1 protein-coding gene is annotated in these 385 nt (G+C 51.7%); it reads left to right on the forward strand.

All coding sequences use genetic code 11. The annotated features are described in order from the left end of the window. Positions 1-275 (forward strand): HAD-IIB family hydrolase (locus WCE05_RS26400; protein WP_368816897.1); only part of this gene is annotated, 275 nt, incomplete at its 5' end. Between the last annotated feature and the right edge of the window lie 110 nt (positions 276-385).

Genomic DNA, 385 nt, shown 5'->3' on the forward strand with positions numbered 1-385 from the left:
TCTCCACGCTGACCTGTCTGGAAGTGATGGCGGGCGGGGTGTCCAAAGGTCACGCGCTGGAAGCGGTAGCGAAACGGCTGGGTTTTGATCTGAAAGACTGTATCGCCTTTGGCGATGGCATGAACGATGCCGAGATGCTCTCCATGGCGGGTAAAGGCTGCATCATGCAGAACGCGCATCAGCGCCTGAAAGATCTGCACCCGGAGCTGGAAGTGATCGGCACCAACGGCGATAACGCCGTGCCTAAGTATCTGCGCAAACTGTTCCTTGAATAATCTTCAATTGATTGTTTATTGTTCAGATGTCAACTAAAGAGTTCGCTACAATGCCTCTCCTTCTTTCTGAGAGACAAGCATTGTGGCGCTACTCATTATCACCACTATCC

It is taken from the genome of Pseudomonas sp. I2 (assembly GCF_040984075.1).
Taxonomy (GTDB): domain Bacteria; phylum Pseudomonadota; class Gammaproteobacteria; order Pseudomonadales; family Pseudomonadaceae; genus Aquipseudomonas; species Aquipseudomonas guariconensis_B.